The following is an 18,968-nucleotide window of genomic DNA, read 5'->3' as shown; positions in this document are numbered from 1 at the left end:
GCCGTTCATGCCGGATGGCACTCCGGTCGACATTATTTTGAATACGCATGGTGTGCCGCGTCGTATGAATATCGGTCAGATCTTGGAGACCCACCTGGGGTGGATCGGCAAGACCGGCTGGGATATCGGCGTCGGTGCGGATGCGATCCGTCCGGACTGGGCCAAGACCCTGCCGGAAGAGATGCTGGCGGCCCCGGCCGACTCCAATATCGCGACTCCGGTATTCGACGGTGCCCGCGATGAGGAGTTGACCGGTCTGCTCGGGTCGACGCTGCCCAACCGCGACGGCGAGCGCATGGTCGACGCCGAGGGCAAGGCAACTCTGCTCGACGGTCGTTCCGGCGAGCCGTTCCCGTACCCGGTTGCGGTGGGCTACATGTACATCCTGAAGCTGCACCACTTGGTCGACGACAAGATCCACGCTCGTTCGACCGGCCCGTACTCGATGATCACCCAGCAGCCGCTGGGTGGTAAGGCGCAGTTCGGTGGTCAGCGATTCGGCGAGATGGAGTGCTGGGCCATGCAGGCCTACGGCGCTGCCTACACGCTGCAGGAACTGCTCACCATCAAGTCCGATGACGTTGTCGGCCGCGTGAAGGTCTACGAGGCGATCGTCAAGGGCGAGAACATTCCGGAGCCGGGCATCCCGGAGTCGTTCAAGGTGCTCCTCAAGGAACTCCAGTCACTGTGCCTCAACGTCGAGGTGCTGTCTTCGGACGGCGCCGCGATCGAGATGGGCGGCGGCGAGGACGAGGATCTGGAGCGCGCTGCGGCGAACTTGGGCATCAACTTGTCCAGGAACGAAGCAGCAACCATCGACGATCTGGCGAACTAGGCGGTAGGCCGAATGCCGTTCATCCGTAGCGATTGCTTGGTCAGAACGGCATTCGGCTCCGCGTTTCAGTGACTAGTGAACTTTTTGCTCGAATTCGACCCGAATAGGGGAAAGGAAGTTACGTGCTAGACGTCAACTTCTTCGATGAACTCCGGATCGGCCTTGCCTCCGCCGACGACATTCGGCAGTGGTCCTTCGGCGAGGTGAAGAAGCCGGAGACCATCAACTACCGCACGCTCAAGCCGGAGAAGGACGGGCTCTTCTGTGAGAAGATCTTCGGTCCCACCCGGGACTGGGAGTGCTACTGCGGCAAGTACAAGCGTGTCCGCTTCAAGGGCATCATCTGTGAGCGCTGTGGCGTCGAGGTAACTCGCGCCAAGGTGCGTCGTGAGCGGATGGGCCACATCGAGCTGGCCGCTCCTGTTACTCATATCTGGTACTTCAAGGGCGTGCCTTCGCGCCTCGGTTACCTGCTCGACCTGGCGCCGAAGGATCTGGAAAAGATCATCTACTTCGCCGCCTACGTCATCGTCGGCGTCGACGAGGAGTTGCGTCACAACGAGCTCTCCACACTCGAAGCCGAGATGGAGGTCGAGAAGAAGGCCGTCGGCGATCAGCGCGACGCCGATCTCGAGGCCCGCGCCCAGAAGCTCGAGGCCGACCTGGCCGAGCTCGAGGCCGAGGGTGCCAAGTCCGACGTTCGCCGCAAGGTCAAGGACGGCGGCGAGCGCGAGATGCGCCAGCTCCGTGACCGCTCACAGCGCGAGCTGGACCGGCTCGACGAGATCTGGACCACCTTCACCAAGCTGTCGATCAAGCAGCTCATCGTGGACGAGATTCTCTACCGCGAGCTGGTCGACCGCTACGGCGAGTACTTCACCGGCGCCATGGGTGCGGAGTCCATCCAGAAGCTGATGGAGAACTTCGACATCCATGCCGAGGCCGAGAATCTGCGGGAGACCATCCGCAGCGGTAAGGGCCAGAAGAAGCTGCGCGCGCTCAAGCGACTCAAGGTCGTCGCGGCGTTCCAGATGAACGGCAACTCTCCGATGGGCATGGTGCTCGACGCTGTCCCGGTGATCCCGCCGGAGCTGCGTCCGATGGTTCAGCTCGACGGTGGCCGTTTCGCCACCTCCGACCTGAACGACCTGTACCGCCGCGTGATCAACCGCAACAACCGCCTCAAGCGACTGATCGACCTCGGCGCGCCCGAGATCATCGTCAATAACGAGAAGCGGATGCTGCAGGAGTCCGTGGACGCGCTGTTCGACAACGGCCGCCGTGGACGTCCGGTCACCGGACCGGGTAACCGCCCGCTGAAGTCCCTGAGCGATCTGCTCAAGGGCAAGCAGGGTCGTTTCCGTCAGAACCTGCTCGGCAAGCGCGTCGACTACTCCGGCCGTTCGGTCATCGTCGTCGGCCCGCAGCTGAAGCTGCATCAGTGTGGTCTGCCCAAGCTGATGGCGCTGGAGCTGTTCAAGCCGTTCGTGATGAAGCGTCTTGTCGACCTGAATCACGCGCAGAACATCAAGTCCGCCAAGCGGATGGTCGAGCGTCAGCGCTCCCAGGTGTGGGATGTCCTCGAAGAGGTCATCGCCGAGCACCCGGTGCTGCTCAACCGTGCGCCCACCCTGCACCGCCTGGGTATCCAGGCCTTCGAGCCGCAGCTGGTCGAAGGCAAGGCCATCCAGCTGCACCCGCTGGTCTGTGAGGCGTTCAACGCCGACTTCGATGGTGACCAGATGGCCGTGCACCTTCCGCTGTCCGCGGAGGCGCAGGCCGAGGCCCGCATCCTGATGCTGTCCTCGAACAACATCCTGTCGCCCGCGTCGGGTCGACCGCTTGCCATGCCGCGTCTGGACATGGTGACGGGTCTCTACTACCTGACCCGTCAGGTGGAGAACGAGATCGGCCAGTACAAGGCGGCCACCAAGAATGCCAACGAGCACGGCGTGTACTCCTCGCCTGCCGAGGCACAGATGGCGGTCGACCGTGGCGAGCTGACCGTGCGTTCGCAGATCAAGGTGCGGCTCAACGAGCAGCGCCCGCCGAGGGAGATCGAGGCGGAGCTGTTCCCGGACGGCTGGAACCGCGGCGACGCGTGGCTGGCCGAGACCACTCTGGGTCGCGTGCTGTTCAACGAGTTGCTGCCCGCGGATTACGCGTTCATCAACGAGCAGATGCCGAAGAAGCGTCAGGCGACGATCATCAACGATCTCGCCGAGCGCTACCCGATGATCGTGGTCGCGCAGACCGTCGACAAGCTCAAGGACGCCGGCTTCCACTGGGCCACGCGTTCGGGTGTGACGGTCTCGATGACCGACGTGCTCGTGCCGCCGGAGAAGCCCGAGATCATGGAGCGCTACGAGGTGCTCGCCGATCAGATCGAGAAGAAGTACCAGCGTGGTGCTTTGGATCACACCGAGCGCAACAGCGCATTGGTCAAGATCTGGCAGGAAGCGACCGAAGAGGTCGGTACGGCACTGCGTGCGCACTACCCGCCGGACAACCCGATCATCACGATCGTCGAGTCGGGCGCGACAGGTAACTTCACCCAGACTCGTACCCTCGCCGGTATGAAGGGCCTGGTTACCAACCCGAAGGGTGAGTTCATCCCGCGGCCGATCAAGTCCTCCTTCCGTGAGGGTCTGACGGTTCTGGAGTACTTCATCAACACCCACGGTGCCCGTAAGGGTCTGGCCGACACCGCGCTTCGTACCGCTGACTCGGGTTACCTGACCCGTCGTCTGGTGGACGTCTCGCAGGACGTCATCGTGCGTGAGCACGACTGTGCGACCGAGCGCGGCATCGTTGTGACGATCGCCGATAAGCAGGCGGCGGGCGAGTTGATCAGGGACGCGCACGTGGAGACCTCCGCGTACGCACGCACCCTGGCATCGGATGCCGTGGACGCCAAGGGCAACCTCGTCATCGCAAAGGGCGCCGACCTCGGCGACCCGGCCATCGATGCGCTGCTGGAAGCCGGTATCACCGAGGTGAAGGTCCGCTCCGTGCTGACCTGCACCACCGGTACCGGAGTCTGTGCGACCTGCTACGGCCGCTCCATGGCGACCGGCAAGCTGGTCGACATCGGTGAGGCTGTCGGTATCGTCGCCGCGCAGTCGATCGGTGAGCCCGGTACCCAGCTGACGATGCGTACCTTCCACCAGGGTGGTGTCGCGGGTGCGGACATCACCGGTGGTCTGCCGCGTGTGCAGGAGCTGTTCGAGGCCCGCGTGCCGAAGGGCAAGGCTCCGATCGCCGAGGTCTCCGGCCGCGTGCGGATGGAAGATGACGACCGCTTCTACAAGATCACCATCATCCCGGATGACGGTGGCGAAGAGGTTGTCTACGACAAGCTCTCGAAGCGTCAGCGTCTGCGTGTCTTCAAGCACGACGACGGCTCCGAGCGTCTGCTTTCGGACGGTGACCATGTCGAGGTCGGCCAGCAGTTGCTGGAAGGCGCGGCGGATCCGCACGAGGTGCTGCGCGTGATGGGCCCCCGTCAGGTGCAGATCCACCTGGTCCACGAGGTCCAGGAGGTCTACCGCTCGCAGGGTGTGTCGATCCACGACAAGCACATCGAGGTGATCGTGCGCCAGATGCTGCGTCGCGTGACGATCATCGACTCGGGTGCGACGGAGTTCCTGCCCGGCTCGCTCACCGAGCGTTCCGAGTTCGAGAACTCCAACCGTCGCGTCGTCGCCGAGGGCAATGAGCCCGCGGCGGGTCGCCCGGTGCTGATGGGTATCACGAAGGCGTCGCTCGCGACCGATTCGTGGCTGTCGGCGGCATCCTTCCAGGAGACCACTCGAGTCCTGACCGACGCGGCGATCAACTGCCGCTCGGACAAGCTCATCGGCCTCAAGGAAAACGTGATCATCGGCAAGCTGATCCCAGCAGGTACCGGCATCAACCGCTACCGCAACATCACGGTGCAGCCGACCGAAGAAGCCCGTGCCGCGGCGTACGCGGTGCCGTCCTACGACGACACCTACTACAGCCCGGACAGCTTCGGCGCCTCCACCGGTGCCGCGGTCCCGCTCGACGATTACGGTTTCAGCGACTACCGCTAACCCTGTAGTCGAACAATCGCCCCGCTCCTGTTGGAGCGGGGCGATTGTCGTTTTCCGGCGTTGTCGCCCAGCATGTCAGCGTAGACAACGGTGGAAACCCCAGGTATGAAAGTAGAACACGTTTCAGTTTTGTGCCTGGTGGGAGATTCGATGGACAACGCGACCATGGGCGATCTGGTGATGGCCGGTTTTCAGAAGCTGGGTTTCATCCAGTACGCCGGTATCGAAGGGGTGGAGTTCGGGCCCGGCCGCAATGTCGTGGCGATCGCGCCGCGTGCAGAGCATCTCAACCACAACGGCGATCTGCATGCCGCGGTGTTGTTCGGGCTGGCGGAGACGGCGGCGATGGGTGCGTCCATCTCGGGAATCGTCGATCTGATGGGTGAGACGTTCATCGTCGCCAGGGATGGGCGGATCGAATATCTGGCGCGGGCGAAGGGAGCGGCGGGGCCGTTTCTGGCAACGTCGGAGGTTTCGGCCGAGACCCTAGAGAAGGTTCGCGCTGAGATCGCGGCCCGCGTCGCGATCGAATTGAAGGTGCCGGTGAGCATCGCCGACAGCACAGGAAAGGTTGTTGCCGCAGCGGCATTCACCGCTGTTATTCGCCCGAAACGGGCCTAGGTGACCGCTCGCTGTCCAGCAGTGCCATTTGCGCGGTGGCGTAGCGGTCGCCCGCGATCTGATCGGCGGGTACCGCTGCCTCGATGACAGCCAGATCCTCGGCGCTCAGCCGCACATCCAGCGCGCCGAGGGTTTCCGTCCAGCGCCCGCGACTGCGGGAGCCGATGATCGGGACGATGTCCTCGCCGCGAGTAAGTACCCAGGCGATGGCGAGCTGGGCCACCGAGGCACCCTTCTGCGCGGCGATTTTCGCGAGCGCGTCGACCAGTTTCAGGTTCTTGGTGAGGTTTTCACCCTGGAAGCGCGGGCTGTGGGCCCGGAAGTCATTGGCGGCGAATGTTGTTTCGGGGCGCACGGTGTCGCTGAGCAGGCCACGCGACAGTACGCCGTAGGCGGTGATGCCGATGCCGAGTTCACGTGCGACGGGCAGGATTTCGGCCTCGATACCGCGGGAGATGAGCGAGTACTCGATCTGTAGGTCGGCGATCGGATGTACGGCGGCGGCCCGGCGAATCGTATCCGCGCCGACCTCGGACAACCCGATGTGGCGGACATACCCTGCCTCGATGAGTTCGCCGATCGCGCCGATGGTGTCCTCGATCGGCACGTTCGGGTCGAGGCGGGCGGGGCGGTAGATGTCGATGTAGTCGACACCGAGGCGTCGCAAGCTGTAGCCGAGGGAGTTGCGGACCGCGGCAGGGCGGCTGTCGAAGCCGTCCCAGCTGCCGTCTGGGCCGCGCAGCGCGCCGAACTTCACGCTGAGCACCACATCCTCGCGTGGCAGCTCGGCGATGGCCTTGCCGATCAGCATCTCGTTATGGCCCGCACCGTAGAAGTCGCCGGTGTCGATGAGGTTGGCGCCGGAGTCGAGGGCGGCGTGGATGGTCGCGGTCGATTCGGCGTCGTCCGCGGCGCCGTACATACCCGACATGCCCATCGCGCCGAGGCCGATACGGCCGATCGTCGGTCCCGTGCTGCCGAGCCTGCTGGTGGAGATCTTCGATGTCGTCATGGGACAAGTTTGGCGCTCGGACGCGGGTCGCGGCAGAGATCGTCTATCGGGGGAGTGACGATCCCTGGCTTGCCATCGAGGCTTCGTGGACAGTGGAGGTATGGACCGATCCGAGCTGGCCGATTTCCTCCGTCGCCGCCGCGAGCTTTTGACGCCGGCCGACGTCGGCCTGCTACCGGGCGTCCGCCGTCGCACCCCTGGATTGCGCAGGGACGAGGTCGCGCTGCTCGCGGGCATGTCCACCGACTACTACACCCGGCTGGAGCAGTCGCGGGGTCCGCGGCCCTCGACCCAGGTGCTGGCGTCGCTGGCTCGAGCATTGCGCTTCACCAGTGACGAGCGCGATCACCTGTATCACCTCTGCGACCACGCGGCCCCCGGCGGTGAGCTCGGCGACAAGCACGTCGGCCCCGGGCTGCTGCACGTGCTCGCCAAGCTCGACGACACCGCGGCCACGGTGGTCACCGACCTCGGCGAGGTGCTCGTGCAGAACCGGATGCACACGCTGCTGGTCGGTGACCACGGAATTCGCCGCGGCATGGAGCGCTACTACGCATGGCGCTGGTTCACCGACCCGCAGTCCAGGTCCATCTTCCCCGCGGACGACTGGGATCGGTTGGGTCGCAGTCATGTCGCCGACTTGCGAGCCACCGCCGCGCGTCGGTCCGGTGACGCCGACGTTACCGAGTATGTGAGCGCATTGCGTTCCGCGAGTCCGGAATTCGAGCGGCTGTGGAACGAACACGAAGTGGCGGTGCGGGTCACCGACACCAAACGGATCATGCATCCTCAGGTCGGCCTGATCGACATCGTCTGTGAAACCCTGCTGACGCCGAACTCGGCCCAACGCCTGCTGGTCTACTTGCCGCGTCCGGGCACGGATGCCGCGGACAAGCTGGATCTGTTGCGCGTCATCGGAACCCAGACCCTGGCGCCCACCGACGAGATCCGCAGATGACTCACGCTGTTCGAGCGCACCGCCATCGTTGGCGCAGTCGGCGCGGTGCCACCCGTCATCGGCGGGGCGCTACGGGTGTCGGGCAACAGTCGCGAGCGATGGTCGCACCGTGCCGGTGGAACTAGCTCAACCCAACTCGAGGTAGCCCGACTCGGATGAGACGTTTCTCGGCGGATGCGGCGACCGGCGGGATTCGAACCCGCGGACGGATCGGAGCAGGGCCGCTCGTCTCCATCACACCGGCGCCCGAGGTTCCTTCGGGCGCCGGTCTGCATTGGGCCGCTCTGCCACGGTCCGCATCCTGCGGGTTTGCGCAAACCCGCTGGCGACATCATAGGAACGGACTACACCACTTGTAGAACGATTTTTCCGCGCGCGCGTCCCGTCTCGCCGTACGCGTGCGCCTTACCGGCCTCCGCGAGCGGAAGCACGGTGTCGATCTCGGGCCGAAGTCGGCCCGCGGCGACGAGATCGGCGATTGCGCGTAATCCAGCCGAGTCCAGTTCGACCATGGTCCAGCCGGTCCGCGCGCCGAGGGCCGCAGCCTCGTCAGCCGGTGGTACATCGTCCGGGCCCGGCAAGGTCACCAGGTGGCCGCCGGGTCGTAGCGTCCGCAATGAGCGGGTGCCGTAGTCGCCGCCGACGGCGTCGAGTACGACATCGACATCTCGTACCGCCTCGGCGTAATCGACCGTCGTGTAGTCGATTACTTCGTCCGAACCGAGTGCGCGCAGGAATTCGTGCTTATCCGCGCGAGCCGTTCCGATGACGTACGCCCCACGCGCCTTGGCGATCTGCACTGCCAGATGTCCGACCCCGCCCGCGGCGGCGTGGATCAGAACACGTTGTCCGGCACGGAGTTCGGCCGTATCGATCAGCCCCTGCCAGGCGGTCAGCGCCGCGAGCGGCAGGGCGGCCGCCTCGATGTGGGTGATCGTGTCGGGTTTGCGGACGAACTGCCGGGCCGGTGCGGCGACGAATTCGGCGTAACCGCCCGCCTGGCGTGGGAAGTGCGGCATGCCGAATACCTGGTCGCCCGGCTGGAACAGCGTCACGCCGGGGCCGAGCGCCTCGACCGTGCCGGAAACATCCCAGCCGACGATGGGTGGCGAGCCCCACGCGATCAGACCACCGCTGGCGCGCGTCTTCCAGTCGACCGCGTTCACTCCGGCCGCGTGCACCCGCACCAGGATCTCGCTCACCCCGGGTTCGGGGCGCTCGATCTCCACGGTCGTCAGGACCTCCGGGCCGCCCCACTCACGGACGCCGATCGCGCGCATCGTGGTGCTAGTGCTCATGGTGTGTGTCCTTTCCTAGGGCTCGGCAGTGTGCGAGCCGAGACCAGCGTGCATCGAAGCGCCCGAGCACGGTATTGGCTGGATGGCCAATATCTGACAGAATCCGGCCACATGGTCGTCGACACCACACCCACCGCCACATCGGTCGAAACGGCACCGCTTGCGACTGCTTGCAGGTTGGTCGAAACGGCACCGCTTGCGACTGCTTGCAGGTCGGTCGAAACGGCACCGCTTGCGACTGCTTGCAGGTCGCTCGAAAAGACACCGCATCGAGTCGTCGTGCTAGCGCTCGCGGGCGTGCCACCGTTCGAGCTGGGTATTCCGTCGCGGGTATTCGGGAACGCTTTCGACGACGAAGGCCGGGCGCTCTACGAGGTGGTGGTGTGCACGGCGGACGGGCAGCCGGTCGACAGCGACGCGGGTTTCACGATTGCCGTGGCGCACGGTCCGCAGGCGCTGGCAACCGCCGACACGGTGATCGTGCCGCCGATCCACGATCTCAGCGAGTTACACCTCGGCGGCACGCTCTCGCAGCCGTTGGCCTCCGCGCTGGCCCTGGTCCGCGCCGGCACCAGGATGGTGTCGATCTGCACCGGCAGCTACGTGCTCGCCGCCGCCGGTCTGCTCGACGGCCGCCCGGCGACCACCCACTGGCAGCGGGCCGAGGAGTTCCGGCGCGCTTATCCCCGGGTGCGGGTCGATCAAGACGTGCTTTTCGTCGACGACGGCGACGTGCTCACCTCTGCGGGGGTCGCCTCGGGCATCGATCTGTGTCTGCACCTGGTACGCCGTGATCACGGGGCGGCCGTCGCCAACCGCGTCGCGCGTCGTTGCGTGGTTCCGCCGTGGCGCGACGGTGGTCAGGCTCAGTTCATCGAACGCCCGGTGCCGCCACCGACGGTCGCCTCGACGACGGGCACCCGCGCCTGGCTGCTCGATCGGCTCGCGGACCAGATCTCGCTGGAGGAGATGGCAACTCACGCCAGGATGAGCGTACGCACCTTCACCAGGAAGTTCCGCGACGAAGCCGGTTCCACGCCGGGGCGATGGCTGACGGCACAGCGCTTGGAGCGGGCCCGCGACCTGCTCGAAAACAGCGACCTCAGCATCGATCTGGTTGCCAACCGCTCCGGCTTCGGCACCGCCAATTCGCTACGCCAGCACATGCGTTCGGTGCTCGGCACCTCGCCGAACGCCTACCGCAGGACATTCCGCGGTACCGCTGTCTGATTCGAGCCGCACCCCGCAGGCGACGGAATGTTGCAGTCCGGCAGGGGATCTTCGCTCAATGCGGGCTATCAGAAACAGTGATCAGGCTCATTCTCGTCGAACGACATTCACTCACGCTACTTCGGCGGCACCCGAGCCGGTCACACTGCTCGCCGTGACCGCGCCGATCGCAGCTGAATTATGGCTTGTCGACCACCGAAATCAGTTGTGAGAATGGCCGATTCGGCGCTTGCGCGGCTTCAGGTGCAGCCCTGGCAGGGGCGGCGCGGGGATCCGCTGCTCGGGTGGGTGGCCGACGATATCCGCGAACCGCTCGACATTCCGGTTCTCCCAGTCATTTCGCGCTGCGACGATGTCCTCGTGACTGCGGCCGACGAAGTTCCACCACATCACCAGATCCTCACCGAACGGCTCGCCGCCGATCAGCGCGAAATGCGCGCCGGTTGGGCTGCTGAGCGGCAGTTCGGTGCGTCCGGAGCCCAGGTACAGCAGCGGGCCCGCGCCGACATCCGCGCCCGCGACGGTGACGCCGCCTTCGATCACCATCACCGCGTATTCGAAGTCGGGGTCGAGCGGAATAGCGGCCTCGACGCCGGGCTCGATCCGCACGTCCGAGCCGACGATGGGCGTGTAGGCAGTCGCCGGTGAAGTCAGACCACCGAGCGACCCGATCAGCACGATGGCACGAACTCCCGGCGTCTGGTAGACCGGCAGTTCGCGATGCTGCTCGAAGTGCGGTGCGATCTCGGTCTCGGTGCCGGGCAATGCGATCCACAGCTGCAACCCGTGCCCGGAGTGCGCGCCGTCGACCTTGTATTCGGAATGTGCGATACCGCGCCCGGAGGTCATCAGGTTCAGCTGACCCGGCTGGATCTCCACATCGGACCCGACCGAGTCACGGTGCCTGATTCGGCCGTCGAACGGCCACGTCACGGTCTGTAGGCCGATGTGCGGGTGCGGGTCGATATCGGGTGACGCGCCCGTCTTGGTAACGGTGGGCGATCCGAAATGATCGAGGAAGCACCAGGCCCCGACGGTCGGCAGATCGCGTTGCGGCAGTACCCGTTCCACGAAAACGCCGCGCACGCCGCCCAGCGGAACCTCGCGCGCCGGGAAGAACTCGGTCACCGGACCCGGACACGGACCCGCCTCACACAACGCTTCCTCGGGATGCGGATCGAGATCGCTCACTGCGCGATGCCCTCGTCGACCACATGCTCGTCGTACTGCGGATGCTTGTCGAGGTAGGCCTTGATGAACGGGCACAGCGGCCGGATCACGCGACCACGCGCGATGACGTCCTCGACGGCCTGTTTCGCGAGGATGCCGCCGAGGCCCCTGCCGGAGAAGGCGTCGTCGATCTCGGTGTGGATGAACACCGTCTCGTTGTCGCGCTCCTCGTACTCGCTGAAACCGGCGAGCTCGCCGCCGTGGAAGACCTCGTAGCGGTTCTTCTCGTCGTTGCGGACGACCTTGCTCTCCGGAGCCGATTCGGTCATGTTCGCCTTCTCCTTCCGCACACTGATCATCCGATGGATGCTTTGTGGGAAAGCGTACTCACGCTCCATCGTTGCCCGAGCAACACGGCGACCCGTTTGGACTGCGGTCCGGATCGCCGTGCTGCGTGGTGTTCGGTTCACGAGTTCTCGCTGAACCTGCCGCCGGATGTTATTCCCGGCCCGCCGAGGTGAAAGACATGTCCACGTAGCGATTTCCGGCTACCTGAGCCGTGATCGGCTCCAGTATGGCGAGCTCGTCGGCGGTCAGTGTGATCGTGGCGGCCGCCGCGTTCTCGGTCAGCCTGGTGCGGCTACGAGTGCCAGGGATCGGAACCACCGACAGCCCACGCACCGCGGCCTGTGCGTGCACCCAGGCGAGCGCGACCTGCGCGAGCGTGCTACCTCGCGCGTCCGCGATGGCGCGCAGCGGGGCGAGCAGTTCGGCGTTGTGCACCGCGTTGTCGCCGGAGAACCGCGGCATGGAGTGCCGGAAGTCCTTCGCGTCCGTCAATTCGCCAGCGCTGGCGAAAGATCCGGTGAGGAACCCTCGGCCCAGCGGCGAGTACGGCACGAACGTCACGCCTAGTTCCGCGGCGGCGGGCACCACGGTGCGCTCGACATCCCTGGAGAACAGCGACCATTCGGACTGTACGGCCGCGATCGGGTGCACGGCATCGGCCGCACGCAGCTCGTCGCCGGTCACCTCGGACAGGCCGAGCGCCCGAACCTTGCCCTGCGTAACCAGTTCCGCCATCGCACCGACCGATTCCTCGATCGGCACCTCGAGATTACGGCGGTGCATGTAGTACAGGTCGATGGTGTCGATGCCGAGCCTGCGCAGGCTGGCGTCCACCGCGCTGCGGATATAGGCGGGGGAGTTATCGATGCCGCGGTAGGTGGGGTCGTCGGCCTTGCGGACCATGGCGAACTTGGTGGCGAGCACTACCCGGTCTCGATTGGCCTTGACGAATTCGCTGAGGAATTCCTCATTGTGGCCGGAGCCGTACATGTCGGCGGTGTCGAACAGCGTGACGCCGAGTTCCAGCGCGCGATCCAGGGTCGCGCGGGATTCGGTGAGGTCGGCGGGTCCGTAGAACTCGCTCATGCCCATACAGCCGAGCCCCTGCGCGCCCACCTCGATGCCGCTGCGTCCGAGTGCGGTGGTGGGGAGCGTGTCGGTCATGCGTTTATCCCTTCGCCTGTGTGCGTGGCGAGAAATGCCGGACGGATCGCCGAGGTCTTGCCCTCGTAAACGTCGATCTTGTAATCCAGCACGGCCACGGTCTGTCGAAGTTCATCGATCTTGGCGAGTACCTCGGCGCGGGTATTGCGGAACATCTCGAGCCGTTCGGGGAACGTCGATTCGCCCGCCCGTACCAATTCCGCGTAGTGGACCATGTCCGCCACCGACATGCCGGTCGTGCGCAGCCTGCCGATCAGCGCGAGCCAATCCAGGTCGCGTTCGCTGAACCGCCGCTTCCCGGTGTGGTCGCGCCCGATGTAATCCATCAGCCCGATCCGCTCGTACCAGCGCAGCGTGTCGCGGCTCAGCCCGGACCGTTCGGCGGCATCACCGATCGAGTAGCGCGGCTGCTCTCTATCGCCGCTCCCACCATCCTGACGTGCGGTTTCACTCACTGCACTCGCCCTTCTCGTTGAACACCGACGACGCTACCCACCTGGAGTGCACTCCAAGCAAGACCCATTCTCCTGATGGGCCCGAACATCGTCGAACCGGCGGGGCGCGAAGGGGCGAGCGGTCAGCCGCGGTTCGGCAGTTCCTGGACGGCCCATTTATTGCCGTCGGGATCGGCGAAGAAGGTGAAAAGACCCCAGCCCATGTCCTTGACCGGCGTAGCTTCCACACCGGCCGCGACCAGCTGTTCGTAGACGGCTTCCGCGCTCGCGACGACGACCTGCATGCCTTCGACACTGCCGGGCGCGGCCTCGGTGATGCCGGTGCCGATACAGATCGAACAGGCGGAACCCGGCGGGGTCAGCTGGACGAAACGGATTCCCTCGGTGGGGCTTTCATCGAAGTCGGCGTTGAACCCGATCTTCGTGTAGAAGTCTTTGGCCCGGTCCACGTCGGTGACCGGAATGGCGACGAGTTCGATTTTCCAATCCATATCCAGAGCATCCCACTGAGCACCGACAAAGTCCGGGTTTCGCGCCTACGCTTGGGGCATGCCAGGTAAGGACATCGATCGGGTCAGGGCGCGTTCGGCCTGGGCCACGGTCAAGGAAAGCCCGGTGATCACCGCTGTGGCGGTGGCGCCATTCGTCGTCGCGCTCGGTCTCGTCTGGTGGCTGGTCGGTGGGTTCGCCGCCTTCGTGCTGCTTGTCGTGCTCGGCGCTGTCGTTGTGGTCGGTGGCAAATTGCTGAACTGACATCGACGTCGGCGACCCGGGCGAAAGGCTGGTCAGCGCGGAATATGGAAGCGCACCAGTTCACCGGTGCCGGGGTGGACCTCCGCCCACGGTCGGTCGAATTCGAGCACCGCGAGTGCCGAGGTGGGAAACTTCGTGCTGAGCTCGACCGCCTGCGTCGAGTCGCGGTTGGCCGCCAGCTCCCATGCCGTCCACGGCATCCCTGGCGCGTGCCCGACCACAAGCAATGTCGTGACGTCGTCGTCGCTGAGCTGAACCAATTCGATAAGGTTTCGCGGCGATGCCTCGTAGATACCGGACTCGTAGACCACCGGCGCGTCGATTCCGGTCGCGGCCAGCGTTTCCCTGGTGCGTGTCGCCGTCGAACACCGCACCGCATCGATCCGCGGCTGCGTATCGCGCAACCACTGCCCTGCCAGCCTCGCTTCACGTTGTCCGCGCGGAGCGAGGGGGCGTTCGTGGTCGGCGACTCCGTCCGGATAGGACGATTTACCGTGCCGCATGAGGATCAGAGTCCGCACCATAGGGATACCGTAGGGCCTCCGGCCGAGAGGCTTGAACCACACTCGAGGCAAACTGAAAGCGGCGTCACAACGCGGCGCCCTGCGGGACACCCCCGCGGGTCCGCTGTCGTGACGCTGATGCCCCCATCTTCAACCACACCGGCGGCCTACAGCCCACGCACATTTTCGAGGATCTGCACACTATGGCCTACGTAATTACGCAGCGTTGTTGCAACGACGCCAGCTGCGTCTCCGAGTGCCCGGTCGATTGCATTCGTCCTACACCGGATCAGCCGGAGTTCGCGACGACCGAAATGCTCTACATCGACCCCGACACCTGTATCGACTGCGGTGCCTGTGTCGACGCGTGCCCGGTGGAGGCCATCTTCTCCGAGGACGACCTCACCGCGTCGCTGGCCAGGTATCGAGACGTCAATGCCGCGTACTTCGAACGGCACCCGCTCGAATCGAACTTCGATCCGATCGTGGCGCCGGCGCGACCGCCGAAGGATCTCGGCACTCTGCGCGTCGCGATCGTCGGTGCGGGACCCGCGGCCTGCTACGCGGCCGACGAGCTGCTGCGCCGAGCCGACGTGGAGGTCGAGATGTTCGACCGGCTGCCGACGCCGTGGGGCCTGGTACGCGCGGGTGTGGCCCCGGACCATCCTGGCACCAAGACCGTCTCGAGCCTGTTCGAGTCCGCGTTCCGGCGGGAGACGTTGCAGTACTACCTCAACGTCGAGGTCGGTACGCACATCAGCCATGAGGAACTGCTGGCCCATCACCACGCCGTGGTGTACGCGGTCGGCGCGTCCACCGACCGCCGCATGGGTGTACCGGGTGAGGACCTGCCGGGCAGCCATTCGGCGACCGAGTTCGTCGCCTGGTACAACGGCCACCCCGACTACGCGGATCGGCAGTTCGATCTGTCCGGTGAGCGCGCGGTGATCGTCGGCAACGGCAATGTAGCGCTCGACGTCGCGCGCGTGCTGACGGTGAACCCCGATGAGCTCGCCAAGACCGATATCGCCGACCACGCCCTGGACGCGCTGCGCCACAGCAATATTCGTGAAGTGGTAATTCTCGGCAGGCGCGGCCCGCTCCAGGCGGCCTACACCTCGTCGGAGTTCATGGCGCTCACCCACCTGAAGGGCATCGACGTCATCGTCGACGACGCCGATCTGACCCTCGACGCGGGCAGCCAAGCGCTGCTCGACGATCCGAAGGTCGAGCCGTCGTTACGGCTCAAGTACACCCTCGCCGAGGAGTACGCGACGGGCCGGCGCGATCCGGCCAACAAGCGGATCATCTTCCGGTATCTGGTCTCTCCCACCGCGCTCACCGGTGCCGACCATGTCGAATCGGTTGAATTCGTACACAACGAATTGGTCAGCGAGGGCGGCCAATTGGTGGCGCGGGCGACCGACCGTACTGAGAGCGTGGACGCTTCGCTGGTGCTGCGGTCCATCGGCTACCGCGGCCAACCGGTCGGCGAGCTGCCCTTCGACGAGCGCAAGGGTGTGGTGCCCAATGAGCACGGCCGCGTCATCGGCGCCGACGGTACCCCGATCCCCGGCGTGTACGTCAGTGGCTGGATCAAGCGCGGTCCGCGCGGTGTCATCGGCTCCAACCGCGTCGACTCCGAGGAAACCGTCGAGCAGCTGATCGCCGACTTCACCGCAGGCAAACTCGCTGCGCCGCAGTCCGATCGGTCCGCGCTGAAGGCGCTGCTCGGCGAGCGGCAGGCCGACCTCGTCGGCAGGGAAGGCTGGAAGGCAATCGATGTGGCGGAGAAGACCGCGGGCAAGGTCGCAGGCCGCCCGAGGGTCAAATTCACCACCCTCGAGGACCTGCTGAAGGCCGCACGCGGCTGAGTGAACCAAACGTCGGTCGGATTCGAATGATCCGACCGGCGTTGTCTTCTCCCGCGGTCAAGCCAGCGGCATGATCCGAACGACGGTGGTAGTGGTGCCGCCGACGACGAACCACAGTCGCAGTACCGGTTGGCCGGACCGGTCGCCCGCCTCATAACGACTGCGGACCGTCACATGCTGGCGCGCGAGCACCGGCGCCACATACTCGATCACCGCGCGGTGCGGTGCGGCGAGGATCTTGGGGTATTCGGCGAGGAACTGCTCCACCGCTTGCCAGTAGCAGGCGTTGTTGACGTGGTTGTACTGGTCGATATCGGTGGCACGGACCGGAAACGGCATGTCGGTATCGGACTCCGCCGGTGTGCTGTCGGTGAGATATGCCCGCCAGCGCAACCGGTGCTCGGTGGTGGTCTGCGCGAGGTACGCCAAGCCCTCGTCGCTGATTCGCGCCGGCATATTGTTCGAATCGCTGATATTGATCCAGAAGCCCTCTGTCTCGATCAGCCCGCCGTTTGCGCTGGTCACCCGCACCCGCATGTTCGTCCACCTGGTCGACATGCTCGAACACCACCGCAGCAACCGCACCCGGTCGGGCATGAGGATCGGCCTGATCACGTCGATCACAGTGCGTCGGACGATCCAGTTCGGATCGGTCCGGTTGAGAAACGTCTGCTCCAGCTGTTCCGCGGCGATATCCTGCAGATACCGCGCGATCGCGTCGAAACGCAGTCGGTTATACGGGTCTACATCGCCAGCCCGGATGGGCCACGTCGAAGCGAACCCCATGCCCTCCTGGGGAAGCGGGGCGAGTGGCTGTTCGAGTGACACTGGTGCTCCTCGCGCTGCACGTTGTGCCGCGTTCTCGTGCGGTGCTTGTTCTGAGATGACTTTACGGGTCGTACATCACACCCTCGCGTCGAGCCGCCCGTACTCCCGCACACGCCGCCCAACCAGGCAAAATAGACCCATGCCCGACTCGGACCTCCCCGATAAACTCGGAAAACCCGCCGAACGAGCCCTCGCCAACGCCGGAATCCAGTGTCTTTCCGACCTCACCACCTGGGCCGAACGCGACCTCGCCGCTCTGCACGGCGTCGGCCCAACCGCCGTCGCCAAACTCCGCGCGGCGCTCGCGGCCCGCAACCAGAGCTTCGCCTGACGCTATCGGGCCGCGCCCACGACACCGCGCGTCAGGTCAGTACCCCTGGTACGCCCCACCGGTATTGACCGCGGCCACGCCGGGAACGTTGGAGAGCGAGCCGTAACGGTCGATCGCGTACCGCGTGCCTGCGATGATGTTGTCGACCGGATCGTAGATATCGTCGTGGCCGGGCGCCTTGTATGCGTTGAACGTGCTGTCGATGCACTGCATCAGCCCCTTCGAGGGGTGACCGGCCGCGGCGTTGCTGTCCCATTCGTTGACGATCAACGGATTCCCGCCGGATTCGTGCTCGATCATCATCGCGAGCGCTCGCTCATCGATTTGATCTGGGCTGTAACCCATCGCGATCAGCTTCTCTTTGGCCTTCGCGATCCATTCCGCCACATCGCCGCTCGGCATCGGCCCGGTCGGAGAGCCGGAACTGGTGGGGGAGCCCGAACTCGGGCTGCCGGAATACGCCCCCGAAGACGAATTCGAGTTGCCGCTGTTGCTGTGATTGCCGCTCGACACATAGTGGGGTTTGTTCGAGGCGACAGGCGTTGCGCTATTGGTCGCGGCCGGTGTGGTCGGCGCCGCCGCGGGCGTGCTGCCGGATTTCGGTTCGCCGAGGCCGTCATAGGCGGTCTGGAGCGTGGCGACCGCTTGGGTGACCTGCGTTTTCGCCTGTTGGGCAACACTTTCCGCCTGCTGCAACGCGTTGGTGATGTCCACCTGCCACGTCGCGGCATCCCGTTGAATTCGCAGGGACTCGTCCACGCGCTGCTGGCCGTTCATCAGGGCAGTGACCTTGGCGATGCGGTCCTCGGCGGTGACGGTGCCATTGGGCTCGACCTTGAAGCCCGGTACCGCTGCACCGCCGTCCGCGGCCGGAGTCGAAGTGGTTGCCAGGTCGCGCAGCTGCAATACCTTCGTTTTCGCGTTCTTCAAGTTGTCCACCTGTGAGGTGAACGCGGTCTGCAAAGCCTGCAAGGCGGCGCTGACCGTGCCCGACCGGGTCTTCTCGGTGTCCATTCGGGCATTCGCCGCGGTGGCGGCGGCGCCGGACCAGGCAAGTGCGCGGGTCTTGTCGGAACCGTCCCTGATCGCGCCGTCCAGCTTCGTCGCCATCCCCGCCGCGTGGTTGCCCGCGGTGGTCAGCTGGTCGGGCTCCCAGCTCGCTACATCAGAAATGGTGAGGGTCATGACACCTGCAGTCCGATCGCGCGGAGCTTCGCGGCGAAATCGTCTTCGGTCAGCTCGTACGCGCCCGCCGCATTGTGCATATTGTCGGCGACGGTCGTCAGGCGCTCGCCGATCCGCTGTAGGCAACGGTTGACCACGTCGGTCGTTTGCTGGACGGCACCACCGAATTCGGTGCCGGGCAGCGCGTTGCTCGCGACGCCGAAGCCTTCCCCCTCATTGAACTTCTGAACGCTGCCCGCTTCGGTGCTCAGATTCGTCGCGAACGTTTTCAGCGTCTCCGGATTGACCTGCATAGGAAATCCCCCTTCCCGCCCGACCATAAGTCGG

19 protein-coding genes and 1 tRNA gene are annotated in these 18,968 nt (G+C 65.3%); 8 read left to right on the top strand and 12 right to left on the bottom strand.

Going from position 1 to position 18,968, the window contains the following annotated elements; translation table 11 throughout:
- The 3 genes from ACLMAJ_RS03615 to ACLMAJ_RS03605 all read left to right on the top strand — a co-directional run.
- The coding region (locus ACLMAJ_RS03615; RefSeq protein ID WP_479725021.1) for a DNA-directed RNA polymerase subunit beta at positions 1 to 835 on the top strand (835 nt) is incomplete at its 5' end.
- A 122-nt stretch (positions 836 to 957) separates the two neighbouring features.
- Entirely contained in the window at positions 958 to 4,911 is a 3,954-nt protein-coding gene (locus ACLMAJ_RS03610; protein WP_412011987.1) for a DNA-directed RNA polymerase subunit beta', read from the top strand.
- Positions 4,912 to 5,061: 150 nt separating this feature from the next.
- Complete coding sequence (locus ACLMAJ_RS03605) at positions 5,062 to 5,532, top strand: PaaI family thioesterase (protein WP_412011986.1); 471 nt, start codon at positions 5,062 to 5,064, stop codon at positions 5,530 to 5,532.
- Here the strand turns inward: ACLMAJ_RS03605 and ACLMAJ_RS03600 are convergent.
- A complete protein-coding gene (locus ACLMAJ_RS03600; protein WP_412011985.1) occupies positions 5,510 to 6,544 on the bottom strand; it encodes an aldo/keto reductase in 1,035 nt (344 codons plus the stop codon). The genes ACLMAJ_RS03605 and ACLMAJ_RS03600 overlap by 23 nt on opposite strands.
- A 100-nt stretch (positions 6,545 to 6,644) precedes the next feature.
- Between ACLMAJ_RS03600 and ACLMAJ_RS03595 the strand changes: the two genes are divergently transcribed.
- Positions 6,645 to 7,502 carry a helix-turn-helix transcriptional regulator gene (locus tag ACLMAJ_RS03595; protein WP_412011984.1) on the top strand — a complete coding sequence of 286 codons (858 nt, stop codon included), beginning with the start codon at positions 6,645 to 6,647 and terminating at the stop codon, positions 7,500 to 7,502.
- 179 nt (positions 7,503 to 7,681) lie between these two features.
- On the opposite strand, the gene ACLMAJ_RS03590 is transcribed toward ACLMAJ_RS03595, so the two are convergent.
- Together ACLMAJ_RS03590 and ACLMAJ_RS03585 are read right to left on the bottom strand one after the other, a co-directional pair.
- Positions 7,682 to 7,800, bottom strand: a tRNA-OTHER gene (locus tag ACLMAJ_RS03590).
- A 46-nt stretch (positions 7,801 to 7,846) separates the two neighbouring features.
- A complete protein-coding gene (locus ACLMAJ_RS03585; protein WP_412011983.1) occupies positions 7,847 to 8,800 on the bottom strand; it encodes an NADP-dependent oxidoreductase in 954 nt (317 codons plus the stop codon).
- 279 nt (positions 8,801 to 9,079) lie between these two features.
- Here ACLMAJ_RS03585 and ACLMAJ_RS03580 point away from each other — a divergent pair, with 279 nt between their 5' ends.
- A complete protein-coding gene (locus ACLMAJ_RS03580) occupies positions 9,080 to 10,030 on the top strand; it encodes a GlxA family transcriptional regulator (RefSeq protein ID WP_412011982.1) in 951 nt (316 codons plus the stop codon).
- Positions 10,031 to 10,231: 201 nt separating this feature from the next.
- On the opposite strand, the gene ACLMAJ_RS03575 is transcribed toward ACLMAJ_RS03580, so the two are convergent.
- From ACLMAJ_RS03575 to ACLMAJ_RS03555, 5 genes are all read right to left on the bottom strand, one after another.
- A complete protein-coding gene (locus ACLMAJ_RS03575; protein ID WP_412011981.1) occupies positions 10,232 to 11,221 on the bottom strand; it encodes a pirin family protein in 990 nt (329 codons plus the stop codon).
- Complete coding sequence (locus ACLMAJ_RS03570; protein ID WP_412011980.1) at positions 11,218 to 11,529, bottom strand: GNAT family N-acetyltransferase; 312 nt, start codon at positions 11,527 to 11,529, stop codon at positions 11,218 to 11,220. Before ACLMAJ_RS03570 ends, ACLMAJ_RS03575 begins: the two co-directional genes overlap by 4 nt.
- A 169-nt stretch (positions 11,530 to 11,698) precedes the next feature.
- Positions 11,699 to 12,712, bottom strand: a complete 1,014-nt coding sequence (locus ACLMAJ_RS03565) for an aldo/keto reductase (RefSeq protein WP_412011979.1) — start codon at positions 12,710 to 12,712, stop codon at positions 11,699 to 11,701.
- A complete protein-coding gene (locus ACLMAJ_RS03560) occupies positions 12,709 to 13,167 on the bottom strand; it encodes a MerR family transcriptional regulator (RefSeq protein WP_412011978.1) in 459 nt (152 codons plus the stop codon). The genes ACLMAJ_RS03565 and ACLMAJ_RS03560 overlap by 4 nt, the downstream gene beginning before the upstream one ends.
- Before the next feature lie 122 nt (positions 13,168 to 13,289).
- Positions 13,290 to 13,658: a VOC family protein gene (locus ACLMAJ_RS03555; protein WP_412011977.1), complete on the bottom strand. Its 369-nt coding sequence runs from the start codon at positions 13,656 to 13,658 to the stop codon at positions 13,290 to 13,292.
- A 58-nt stretch (positions 13,659 to 13,716) separates the two neighbouring features.
- Here ACLMAJ_RS03555 and ACLMAJ_RS03550 point away from each other — a divergent pair, with 58 nt between their 5' ends.
- Entirely contained in the window at positions 13,717 to 13,920 is a 204-nt protein-coding gene (locus tag ACLMAJ_RS03550; RefSeq protein WP_412011976.1) for a hypothetical protein, read from the top strand.
- Between the two features lie 32 nt (positions 13,921 to 13,952).
- Here the strand turns inward: ACLMAJ_RS03550 and ACLMAJ_RS03545 are convergent, their stop codons facing one another.
- Entirely contained in the window at positions 13,953 to 14,444 is a 492-nt protein-coding gene (locus tag ACLMAJ_RS03545) for a SixA phosphatase family protein (protein ID WP_412011975.1), read from the bottom strand.
- Positions 14,445 to 14,626: 182 nt separating this feature from the next.
- Here ACLMAJ_RS03545 and ACLMAJ_RS03540 point away from each other — a divergent pair, with 182 nt between their 5' ends.
- The gene (locus ACLMAJ_RS03540) at positions 14,627 to 16,297 is read left to right on the top strand and encodes an FAD-dependent oxidoreductase (protein WP_412011974.1); all 1,671 of its coding nucleotides are present in this window, start codon (positions 14,627 to 14,629) and stop codon (positions 16,295 to 16,297) included.
- Positions 16,298 to 16,354: 57 nt separating this feature from the next.
- Here the strand turns inward: ACLMAJ_RS03540 and ACLMAJ_RS03535 are convergent, their stop codons facing one another.
- Positions 16,355 to 17,125, bottom strand: coding sequence for an acyl-[acyl-carrier-protein] thioesterase (locus ACLMAJ_RS03535; RefSeq protein ID WP_412011973.1), 771 nt, complete (start codon positions 17,123 to 17,125; stop codon positions 16,355 to 16,357).
- 139 nt (positions 17,126 to 17,264) lie between these two features.
- Between ACLMAJ_RS03535 and ACLMAJ_RS03530 the strand changes: the two genes are divergently transcribed.
- A complete protein-coding gene (locus ACLMAJ_RS03530) occupies positions 17,265 to 17,456 on the top strand; it encodes a helix-hairpin-helix domain-containing protein (RefSeq protein WP_412011972.1) in 192 nt (63 codons plus the stop codon).
- A gap of 36 nt (positions 17,457 to 17,492) precedes the next feature.
- Here ACLMAJ_RS03530 and ACLMAJ_RS03525 read toward each other — a convergent pair whose 3' ends face one another.
- Positions 17,493 to 18,641, bottom strand: a complete 1,149-nt coding sequence (locus tag ACLMAJ_RS03525; protein ID WP_412011971.1) for a transglycosylase SLT domain-containing protein — start codon at positions 18,639 to 18,641, stop codon at positions 17,493 to 17,495.
- The gene (locus tag ACLMAJ_RS03520; RefSeq protein ID WP_412011970.1) at positions 18,638 to 18,934 is read right to left on the bottom strand and encodes a type VII secretion target; all 297 of its coding nucleotides are present in this window, start codon (positions 18,932 to 18,934) and stop codon (positions 18,638 to 18,640) included. The genes ACLMAJ_RS03525 and ACLMAJ_RS03520 overlap by 4 nt, the downstream gene beginning before the upstream one ends.
- Between the last annotated feature and the right edge of the window lie 34 nt (positions 18,935 to 18,968).

Origin of the sequence: Nocardia arseniciresistens, assembly GCF_046764875.1 — a bacterium.
GTDB classification, from domain to species: Bacteria; Actinomycetota; Actinomycetes; order Mycobacteriales; family Mycobacteriaceae; genus Nocardia; species Nocardia arseniciresistens.
Note: the sequence above shows the minus strand (reverse complement) of the source record. Positions and strands in the feature narration are given on the sequence as shown.

Bases quoted from the DNA above. Each gene is read 5' to 3' on its own strand.
- ACLMAJ_RS03605 (WP_412011986.1), top strand. From the start codon at position 5,062: ATGGACAACGCGACCATGGGCGATCTGGTGATGGCCGGTTTTCAGAAG.
- ACLMAJ_RS03600 (WP_412011985.1), bottom strand. From the start codon at position 6,544: ATGACGACATCGAAGATCTCCACCAGCAGGCTCGGCAGCACGGGACCG.
- ACLMAJ_RS03595 (WP_412011984.1), top strand. From the start codon at position 6,645: ATGGACCGATCCGAGCTGGCCGATTTCCTCCGTCGCCGCCGCGAGCTT.
- ACLMAJ_RS03585 (WP_412011983.1), bottom strand. From the start codon at position 8,800: ATGAGCACTAGCACCACGATGCGCGCGATCGGCGTCCGTGAGTGGGGC.
- ACLMAJ_RS03570 (WP_412011980.1), bottom strand. From the start codon at position 11,529: ATGACCGAATCGGCTCCGGAGAGCAAGGTCGTCCGCAACGACGAGAAG.
- ACLMAJ_RS03565 (WP_412011979.1), bottom strand. From the start codon at position 12,712: ATGACCGACACGCTCCCCACCACCGCACTCGGACGCAGCGGCATCGAG.
- ACLMAJ_RS03555 (WP_412011977.1), bottom strand. From the start codon at position 13,658: ATGGATTGGAAAATCGAACTCGTCGCCATTCCGGTCACCGACGTGGAC.
- ACLMAJ_RS03550 (WP_412011976.1), top strand. From the start codon at position 13,717: ATGCCAGGTAAGGACATCGATCGGGTCAGGGCGCGTTCGGCCTGGGCC.
- ACLMAJ_RS03545 (WP_412011975.1), bottom strand. From the start codon at position 14,444: ATGGTGCGGACTCTGATCCTCATGCGGCACGGTAAATCGTCCTATCCG.
- ACLMAJ_RS03540 (WP_412011974.1), top strand. From the start codon at position 14,627: ATGGCCTACGTAATTACGCAGCGTTGTTGCAACGACGCCAGCTGCGTC.
- ACLMAJ_RS03530 (WP_412011972.1), top strand. From the start codon at position 17,265: ATGCCCGACTCGGACCTCCCCGATAAACTCGGAAAACCCGCCGAACGA.
- ACLMAJ_RS03525 (WP_412011971.1), bottom strand. From the start codon at position 18,641: ATGACCCTCACCATTTCTGATGTAGCGAGCTGGGAGCCCGACCAGCTG.
- ACLMAJ_RS03520 (WP_412011970.1), bottom strand. From the start codon at position 18,934: ATGCAGGTCAATCCGGAGACGCTGAAAACGTTCGCGACGAATCTGAGC.